The organism is Agrobacterium sp. CFBP 3001 (assembly GCF_027871605.1).
In the GTDB taxonomy this organism is placed as follows: Bacteria; Pseudomonadota; Alphaproteobacteria; order Rhizobiales; family Rhizobiaceae; genus Agrobacterium; species Agrobacterium leguminum.
In genome coordinates, this window is the sequence record NZ_JAQAHD010000008.1 from 195,296 (window position 1) to 203,636 (window position 8,341).

Annotated in this window: 9 protein-coding genes; 4 read left to right on the forward strand and 5 right to left on the reverse strand. The window is 58.9% G+C overall.

Going from position 1 to position 8,341, the window contains the following annotated elements; translation table 11 throughout:
• Positions 1-148 precede the first annotated feature (148 nt).
• From PH605_RS13030 to PH605_RS13040, 3 genes are all read left to right on the forward strand, one after another.
• Positions 149-397 carry a hypothetical protein gene (locus PH605_RS13030; protein WP_078052777.1) on the forward strand — a complete coding sequence of 83 codons (249 nt, stop codon included), beginning with the start codon at positions 149-151 and terminating at the stop codon, positions 395-397.
• A 146-nt stretch (positions 398-543) separates the two neighbouring features.
• Positions 544-879 (forward strand): Grx4 family monothiol glutaredoxin, encoded by a 336-nt coding sequence (gene grxD, locus PH605_RS13035; protein ID WP_003520429.1) that lies wholly within the window; start codon positions 544-546, stop codon positions 877-879.
• A gap of 137 nt (positions 880-1,016) precedes the next feature.
• A complete protein-coding gene (locus PH605_RS13040; RefSeq protein ID WP_065655211.1) occupies positions 1,017-2,225 on the forward strand; it encodes a multidrug effflux MFS transporter in 1,209 nt (402 codons plus the stop codon).
• A gap of 89 nt (positions 2,226-2,314) precedes the next feature.
• Here PH605_RS13040 and PH605_RS13045 read toward each other — a convergent pair whose 3' ends face one another.
• The 5 genes from PH605_RS13045 to rpsD form a co-directional block, all read right to left on the reverse strand.
• Complete coding sequence (locus PH605_RS13045) at positions 2,315-3,139, reverse strand: inositol monophosphatase family protein (RefSeq protein ID WP_078052775.1); 825 nt, start codon at positions 3,137-3,139, stop codon at positions 2,315-2,317.
• A 29-nt stretch (positions 3,140-3,168) separates the two neighbouring features.
• Positions 3,169-3,996, reverse strand: coding sequence for an inositol monophosphatase family protein (locus PH605_RS13050; RefSeq protein ID WP_142845077.1), 828 nt, complete (start codon positions 3,994-3,996; stop codon positions 3,169-3,171).
• Between the two features lie 16 nt (positions 3,997-4,012).
• Positions 4,013-4,954 carry a tRNA 2-thiocytidine(32) synthetase TtcA gene (gene ttcA, locus PH605_RS13055; protein WP_161987873.1) on the reverse strand — a complete coding sequence of 314 codons (942 nt, stop codon included), beginning with the start codon at positions 4,952-4,954 and terminating at the stop codon, positions 4,013-4,015.
• A gap of 61 nt (positions 4,955-5,015) precedes the next feature.
• Positions 5,016-5,945, reverse strand: coding sequence for a glutaminase (locus tag PH605_RS13060; RefSeq protein WP_003520424.1), 930 nt, complete (start codon positions 5,943-5,945; stop codon positions 5,016-5,018).
• Positions 5,946-6,013: 68 nt separating this feature from the next.
• Positions 6,014-6,631 (reverse strand): 30S ribosomal protein S4, encoded by a 618-nt coding sequence (rpsD, locus tag PH605_RS13065; protein ID WP_003520423.1) that lies wholly within the window; start codon positions 6,629-6,631, stop codon positions 6,014-6,016.
• A 450-nt stretch (positions 6,632-7,081) separates the two neighbouring features.
• On the opposite strand from rpsD, the gene PH605_RS13070 reads away from it, so the two are divergent.
• Positions 7,082-8,065, forward strand: a complete 984-nt coding sequence (locus tag PH605_RS13070) for a TerC family protein (RefSeq protein WP_142845076.1) — start codon at positions 7,082-7,084, stop codon at positions 8,063-8,065.
• Positions 8,066-8,341 lie beyond the last annotated feature (276 nt).

An 8,341-nucleotide genomic window follows, 5' to 3' on the forward strand; every position in this document is an offset into this window, starting at 1 on the left:
GTAAAAACAAAGAGATAGCGCGCTTTTGCGTTTCGGAGAAAAGCAAATGCGCGCTAGAGACACCCGAAAGGATCGCTTGATACAGCGGGCGATGCACGTATAGTAAAAATCGCGACGGAAATGTGATTTATTTATCGGTGAGGGAAATTTGTCTGGCATCGTCGATCAAGTACTCAACGGCGTCGTCAAGGGCGCGCTGTCTGAAATCCTCACCAAGACCGGTATCCGCAAGACCCGCCGCGCGCGCCGGACGAAAAGCACCGGCTCGCTTGCCGGCGGCATCGTCGGCTCGGTTCTGGAAGCCGCGATCAACGCCGCCATCAAACCCAAGCCGGCCAAGAAGCAGGTGAGCAAAAGGCGCACCGCCGCCGCCCGCAGCCGGCAGAGATATCGCTGAACCGTCACAGGCCGATATTTGGCATGTCGTGCACCCCATCAGGGACGGATTTTTTACGCTTTCCGGGTGGAAATCGCGCCACGACATGTTATCTAGGAACAAACAGAAAGCAGCGGCCTTGAACCGCATGTGAAAGGAATAAGCCTATGAGCGGCATTCACGACATGATCGACAGCGAAGTGAAGAGCAACGACATCGTTCTTTTCATGAAGGGCACCCCGCAATTTCCGCAGTGCGGTTTTTCCGGCCAGGTGGTACAGATCCTCGATTATCTCGGCGTCGACTACAAGGGCATCAACGTGCTTGCCGATGCAGATATCCGCCAGGGCATCAAGGACTACTCCAACTGGCCGACCATCCCGCAGCTCTACGTCAAGGGCGAATTCGTCGGCGGCTGTGACATCGTAAGAGAGATGTTCCAGTCCGGCGAACTTCAAAACCACTTCCAAGAACAGGGTATCAGCGTCCGCGGCGCGGCCTGATTTCGGCCGGTTCATCCGGCCCACCCTGATTGTCAGAAATTTATGCCAGGCGTTGCTTCATGCAACGCCTTTGCCGTTCTTTTTGGGGCAATCCTGTGACAAATCTTTCACAATCCACCGCTTCGCGCGCAGGCTCGATGGGGCGCACGGAATTCATCGCGCTTGCCGCGATGCTGATGGCGCTGAACGCGCTTGCCATCGACATCATGCTGCCCGGTCTTCAGGAAATCGGCGCCTCGCTCGGCGTCGAAAACGAAAACCACCGCCAATATGTGATTTCCGCCTATCTTCTCGGCTTCGGCATCGCCCAGCTTCTGTACGGACCGATTTCGGACCGTTTCGGACGCCGCAAGCCGATGTTCGTCGGGCTCGCCATCTACATCGTTTCAGCCATAGCCGTGGTCTTCGTACCGTCCTTCTCCGGGCTTCTGATGCTGCGTTTCATTCAGGGCATCGGTTCGGCGGCCACGCGTGTCATCACGGTCTCCATCGTGCGTGATATCTATGGCGGACGGCAGATGGCGGAAGTCATGTCGCTGATCATGATGGTCTTCATGGTCGTGCCGGTCATTGCGCCCGGCACCGGCCAGATCGTGCTGTTTTTCGGTGACTGGCACCTGATCTTCGCTTTCATGGCGGCCATTGCCGCCGTGGTGACGGCCTGGATGTATTTTCGCCTGCCGGAAACCCTGCATCCGGACGATATCCGCCCCCTGACCGCAAGCTCCATCCTCGGCGGTTTCAAGATCGTGCTCACCAACCGTATCGCGCTCTGTTATACGCTCTCCAGCACCTTCATCTTCGGGGCGCTGTTCGGCTTCATCAACTCGGTCGAACAGGTCTATAAGGGCATTTACGGGCTCGGCGCATGGTTTGCGGCGGCCTTTGCGGGCGTGGCGCTGTTCATGGCCTTCTCGTCCTTCGTCAATGCAAGGCTGGTCGGCCGGTTCGGCATGCGCAAGCTGTCGCACGGCTCGCTGCTCGGCTTCATCGCCATCACCTTCGTCTGGCTGCTGGTGCAGGTGCTGGGGCCGGAACCGATGCCCTTTGCCATCTTCATCGTGTTCTTTGCGCTCGCCATGTTCCAGTTCGGCTGGATCGGCTCGAACTTCAACTCGCTGGCGATGGAACCGCTCGGCCACGTCGCCGGCACCGCATCGTCCGTCATGGGCTTCATGGGGACCGTCGGCGGCTCGCTGATCGGCGCGGCCATCGGCCAGTCTTTCGACGGCACGGCGCTGCCCATGGTGGCGGGCTTCTTCGCCGTCTCCATCGTCGGCCTCATCTTCGTGCTGATCGGTGAAAAGGGCGTGCTGTTTCAGGCGCATAACAAGCCGACCCGCTGAGGGGCGATAGACAAATGAAAGGGCGCGGAATTCTGTTCCGCGCCCTTTTTATTGATTGACGGTTCAATTTATCCAATGTCACTCCGGACTCAAACCGTAAAAATCTTCTCCCGCAGCAGTTCCCACGTCTCCTGATCCGGCGCGAGCAGCAGCCCGCCATCCACATGGCTCGGCAGATAGGGCGAGCCGTCGAGGCGTGCCGCGTAAGCGCCCGCCTCCTGCGACAGCAGCGTGCCGGCCAGATGGTCCCAGGGCATCAGCTTGTTATACATCAGGAAATGCATGTGGCCGCCGCAGAACAGGCGGTATTCATGCGCCGCGCAGCGATAGCTGGTGAAGAGCCGCACATCGGCGAGGTTCGTCAGGATCTTGCGCCGTGTCTCCACATCGAAATAGCCGGTATTGGCGATGCCGACCATCTGCGACAATTCCGGGGCCGGCACGACCGACATCTGCGTCTGCGATCCGTCGGCGCTGCAAAGCCACGCGCCGGAACCCTTTTCGGCAATCGCCCAATCATTGCCCATCGGATCGAAGATAAGGCCGGCAACGGTCTCACCCTTGGAGATGACGCTCATCATCACGCCGAAGAGCGGCAGGCCGGAAGCGAAATTATAGGTGCCGTCGATAGGATCGACCACCACGGCAAGATCGGCATCGGCAAGCTTGCCGAGCAGCGAGGCATCCGCCGCCACCGCTTCTTCGCCGATGAACAATGCATCAGGCATGATGTCCTGCACACGCGCACGGATCAGCCGCTCTGCGGCCTCGTCGGCCTCGGTGACGAGGTCGATCGCCTCGGTCTTCATCCGCACATCGCCTTCGCCCAGATTACGGAACCGCGGCAGAATTTCTACTGCCGCCGCCTCCTGAAGCGCATTGGCAAGAGAGGCGATGTCGAGTTCGAGAGCCATGGGCGATATCCTTCTATTTGAGCGCGATGTTATAAGGCGACGATTTCCCGTCGCAGCATCTTCCAGCTTTCCTTGTCGGGAGCGGACAGGATGCCGCCCTCCGTCTGCCCCGGCCGATAGGGCGTATTGTCGAAACGAGCCGTGTAACCGCCCGCCTCCTGATGAATGAGCACGCCGGCGAGATGATCCCACGGCATCAGCTTTTCATGGCCGATGAAATGCAGCTTGCCGGCCGAGGCGAGCCAATATTCATGCGCCGAGCAGTTGAGCGACAGCGCCATCTTGATCTTGGCCAGATTGGCCGCAATCACCGGACGGCGATCCTGATGGCTGTGGCCCCAGGAAAAGATGCCGACCATGTCGGACAATGGCGCGGGATCGGCTACCCTGAGCTTCGCCTGCGAACCGTTCCTACGGTTGAGAAACGCGCCCTCGCCTTTCAAAGCAACGATGGTATCGCCCATCACCGGATCGTGGATGATGCCCGCCACCGTCTCACCCTTGACGGTGACCGCAAGCAGCGTGCCGAAAGCGGGAAAACCGGAAGCGTAATTGAAAGTGCCGTCGATGGGATCGATCACGAAGGCAAGCGGCGCATCGGCAAGTGCGGGAATGACGGATTGGTCCGCCTCATAGGCCTCTTCGCCGACGATATGGGCCTTCGGAAATCGCTGAAGGAGAGCAGCGGTGATCGCCTTTTCCGCCAGAACATCGGCCTCGGTGACGAGATCGACGGCGGAGGTCTTTTCGGAGATCGCACCGGCGCTCAGGTTTCGGAAGCGGGGAAGAATTTCATTCGCGCCGGCAGCGGCAACGGTGGAAACGAGGAAGTCGATATCTTTGTCGGAAAGGGTCATCGGGCGTGGCACTTCTTCATAAGGGGGAGTTGGCCTCCCTACGCTCTTCAGGTGACGCCCCGGTGACAGAAAGCGCCGAAAAATCAAAAAGCTTGGGATCGAGCAGATGCGACGGATTGACATGGGCAAGCGCCCTCAGCATCACGTCCTTGCGGCCGGGCATACGCCGTTCGATGTCGGCCAGCATCTCCTTCATGGCATTGCGCTGAAGCCCGTCCTGCGAGCCGCAGAGGTCGCAGGGAATGATCGGGAATTCCATCGCCGCCGCGAATTTCGCCATATCCTCCTCGGCGCAATAGGCAAGCGGGCGCATGACCATCAGGTCGCCCTCGTCATTCAAAAGCTTCGCCGGCATGCCAGCCAGCCGGCCGCCGTGGAAGAAGTTCATGAAGAAGGTCTCAAGAATATCCTCGCGGTGATGGCCGAGCAGCAGTGCGTCACAGCCCTCTTCCCGCGCGATGCGGTAGAGATTGCCGCGCCGGAGCCGCGAACAGAGCGAACAGTAGGTGCCGCCCGAAGGCACCTTTTCCTTCACCACGGAATAGGTGTCGCGATATTCGATGCGATGGGGCACACCGATCTTCGCCAGATACTCCGGCAACACGTGTTTGGGAAAATTCGGCTGGCCCTGATCGAGATTGCAGGCCACCAGTTCCACCGGCAAAAGGCCACGCCATTTGAGATCGAGCAGCAGCGCCAGCAGCCCATAGCTGTCCTTGCCGCCGGAAAGGCCGACCAGCCAGCGCTTCTGGCCGTTCAGCATGCCGAAATCTTCAAAGGCCTGGCGAACGTTGCGCAACAGCCGCTTGCGCAGCTTGTTGAAGGAAACCGACCGCGGCGCGTTGTCGAACAGGGGATGCGAGCTGCCGTTTTCTTCGGACGCGTCCTGATCCGCCCCGATCTGGTCGGCCCCGGCCTGATCTACAAAGTCATCGATCTTGGTGAGAATGTTCATCATCAGCTCGCTCCGGCACGACTGCCGTTCTTAATGCAGGCAATGCCCCCATCCGCCGGCAATATCAAGCCCCGAAAACCGACCAGCCGGTTTTCGTCGCCAGCATTTCCAGCGCCTGTGACCCGAGCGCCGAGTTGCCGACCTTGTTGAGACCCGGCGACCAGACCGCGATGGACGCGTTGCCTGGCGCCACCGCCATGATGCCGCCGCCCACACCGCTCTTGCCCGGCAGGCCGACATGATAGGCGAAATCGCCCGATCCGTCATAATGGCCGCAGGTCAGCATCAGCGCATTGATGCGTCGCGCCCGCCGATCCGAAACGACCGTGTGGCCGGTCAGCGGATTGCGGCCGCGATTGGCGAGGAAAAGGCCAGCGCGGGAAAGCTGAGCGCAGGTCATGGAGAGCGCGCACTGGTGGAAATAAACACCGAGCGTATATTCGACGGGATGGTGCAGATTGCCGAAGGAGCGCATGAAATTGGCGAGCGCGAAATTGCGGAACCCCGTCGCCTGCTCGGATTTCGCCACCGTATCGTCGATGCTGATCGTGTCATCGTCCGCGAGGTAACGCACGAAACGCAGAAGCTCACCGATTGCCTCGCGGGGCTGGTGGCCGGCAAGCACGATATCGGTCACCACGATCGCGCCGGCATTGACGAAGGGATTGCGTGGGATGCCGTGCTCATGCTCCAGCTGGACGATGGAGTTGAAGGAGGAGCCCGAAGGCTCGCGCCCTACCCGGTTCCACACCGTTTCCCCCGCCTTGCCGAGCGCCAGCGTCAGCATGAAGACCTTGGAGATGCTCTGGATCGAAAACGGCGTGAGCGCATTGCCGGCCGTATAGGTGGTTCCATCGACAGTGGTGATGGCGATGCCGAACTGGTTGGGATCGACCTTGGCAAGTTCGGGAATGTAATCCGCAACCTTCCCCTCGCCGAGCCTCGGCGCCATGCTGTCATAGATGGAATCGACGATCGCCTGAATGTCCTGCATGCAAAGCCTTCCCCGCAAACAAAAAAGCCGCCCCGAAGGGCGGCTTCCTGAATACTGAAACGCGTCGATTAACGCGAGTAGAATTCGACGACCAGATGCGGTTCCATGACGACCGGGTACGGAACGTCGGAGAGAGCCGGAACGCGGGCGTAGGTCGCAACCATCTTGTTGTGGTCAACTTCGATGTAGTCCGGAACGTCACGCTCAGCGAGCTGAACGGCTTCCAGAACGGTTACGAGCTGCTTGGACTTCTGGCGAACTTCGATGACGTCGCCCGGCTTGCAGCGGTAAGAACCGATGTTGACGCGAACGCCGTTAACCGTGACGTGGCCATGGTTGATGAACTGGCGCGATGCGAAAACGGTAGGAACGAACTTGGCGCGGTAGACGATGGCGTCCAGACGCGACTCGAGCAGGCCGATGAGGTTTTCGGAAGTGTCACCCTTACGACGGTTTGCTTCGTCGAAGGTGGCGCGGAACTGCTTTTCGCGCAGTTCGCCGTAGTAGCCCTTGAGCTTCTGCTTGGCGCGCAGCTGCGTGCCGAAGTCGCTCATCTTACCCTTGCGGCGCTGTCCGTGCTGGCCCGGGCCGTATTCGCGGCGGTTAACCGGGGACTTCGGACGGCCCCAGATGTTTTCGCCCATGCGGCGGTCAATTTTATACTTAGCCGATTCGCGCTTGCTCATCGTATTTCCTTCTCAAAAGGTTATGCCGGTCTGTTACCAAACCGGTTCAAGGAAACACGCCCTCCTCTGAAGCCCGTTTCAGGGCCTCTGACAGGCTTCTCACATGCAAATGGAGAAACCACGGGACATGTCGGTGATATTGACCGCCGAACGTCAGTTCTTAAACTGCAGGGCAGTCAACAAAACACACCGGACATCACTGCCCGGCGTTGGGGCGGCTTCTACAGAGCTTTCACGAATTTGTCAAACAAGGCCTTTCGCTTTTTTCTGAAGTCTCCTCTTGAAAAGCGAAAGTGCCCACCCATCTCTCCATCGTGATCAGAACTCGGGCCCCTCTGGCGTGTTACCGGACAACACGTGATGTCGAGTTTGTTAAGGTTGGGGCCACGTATATGTCTGTTTCACGTCCCCCATCCGTAAAGCCAACCTCGTCCGGCTAAAGGTTGACTGATGGACTTTCTTCTATCGGATTTTCTCGGCACCCCCACATGGATGTGGGCGGTCTTCATTTCCCTCGTCCTTGGCCTTCTCGCGCTCGATCTAGGCGTGCTGCATAAAAACTCCAAGGAAATTGGTGTTCGTGAAAGCCTGCTGATGTCGGGCTTCTATATTGTCATCGGCTTGGCCTTCGGCGGCTGGATCTGGTATCAGTCCGGCGAACAGTCGGCGATGGAATATGTCACCGGCTTCGTGGTCGAAAAAAGCCTGGCGATGGACAATATCTTCATCATCGCCATGATTTTCTCCTATTTCGCCATTCCCCGCCAATATCAGCACCGCGTGCTGCTCTGGGGCATCCTCGGCGTCATCGTCCTGCGTGGCATCATGATCGCGGGCGGCGCGGCCATCGTCGAAAACTTCCACTGGGTGCTTTATCTCTTCGCGGCCTTCCTCGTCTTCACCGGCCTCAAGATGCTGTTCTCGTCCGACCATGACGAGTCCGATATCGGCAATAACCGCATCCTGAAGTTCCTGCGCGATCACCTTCCGGTGACAAACAGGCTGCATGGCGAGAAATTCTTCGTCAAGGAAACCGATGAGACCACCGGCAGACTCAAGACCTTCGTGACGCCGCTCTTCCTGGCGCTCATCATGGTCGAAATCGCCGACCTGATCTTCGCAGTCGATTCGATCCCGGCAATCTTCGCGATCACCACCGATCCGTTTATCGTCTACACGTCGAACATCTTCGCGATCCTCGGTCTGCGCGCCCTTTACTTTGCGCTCGCCGCCCTCATCCACCGCTTCGCTTATCTGAAATATGCGCTGGCTGCGGTTCTGGTCTTCGTCGGTTCGAAGATTTTCGTCGCCGATATGCTGGGCATCGCCAAGATCCCGCCCGCCGTCTCTCTCGGCGTCACCGTCGCCATCCTTGCAACCGGCATCATCGGTTCGCTGATTGCGACGCGGAAAGAAGCGAAGGCCATCGAGTAATGATGAGCAAGGAGGAGGCGGTGACGCCTCCTCAGCCTCGTTCAGGAGCCTCGTTCAGGATTTCCGCTGACGGATGGGTTGCCACAGCTAGATAATATACACGCCGTCACCCCGGACTAGATCCGGGGTCCAGTGCGATCAAGTCCTTGATCGCAAAAGACTCTTTTCACGGCGCAGACGCGCCGTGGCTGGATGCCGGATCAAGCAACCGTGGATGATCAAGCAAATGCTGGATCTGTCCTTGCGATGGCGTTGAGGATAGTGACGAGCTTCCGG

Excerpts from the sequence above, each read along its gene's own strand:
- grxD (WP_003520429.1), top strand. The coding sequence starts at position 544 with ATGAGCGGCATTCACGACATGATCGACAGCGAAGTGAAGAGCAACGAC.
- PH605_RS13040 (WP_065655211.1), top strand. The coding sequence starts at position 1,017 with ATGGGGCGCACGGAATTCATCGCGCTTGCCGCGATGCTGATGGCGCTG.
- PH605_RS13045 (WP_078052775.1), bottom strand. The coding sequence starts at position 3,139 with ATGGCTCTCGAACTCGACATCGCCTCTCTTGCCAATGCGCTTCAGGAG.
- PH605_RS13050 (WP_142845077.1), bottom strand. The coding sequence starts at position 3,996 with ATGACCCTTTCCGACAAAGATATCGACTTCCTCGTTTCCACCGTTGCC.
- ttcA (WP_161987873.1), bottom strand. The coding sequence starts at position 4,954 with ATGATGAACATTCTCACCAAGATCGATGACTTTGTAGATCAGGCCGGG.
- PH605_RS13060 (WP_003520424.1), bottom strand. The coding sequence starts at position 5,945 with ATGCAGGACATTCAGGCGATCGTCGATTCCATCTATGACAGCATGGCG.
- rpsD (WP_003520423.1), bottom strand. The coding sequence starts at position 6,631 with ATGAGCAAGCGCGAATCGGCTAAGTATAAAATTGACCGCCGCATGGGC.
- PH605_RS13070 (WP_142845076.1), top strand. The coding sequence starts at position 7,082 with ATGGACTTTCTTCTATCGGATTTTCTCGGCACCCCCACATGGATGTGG.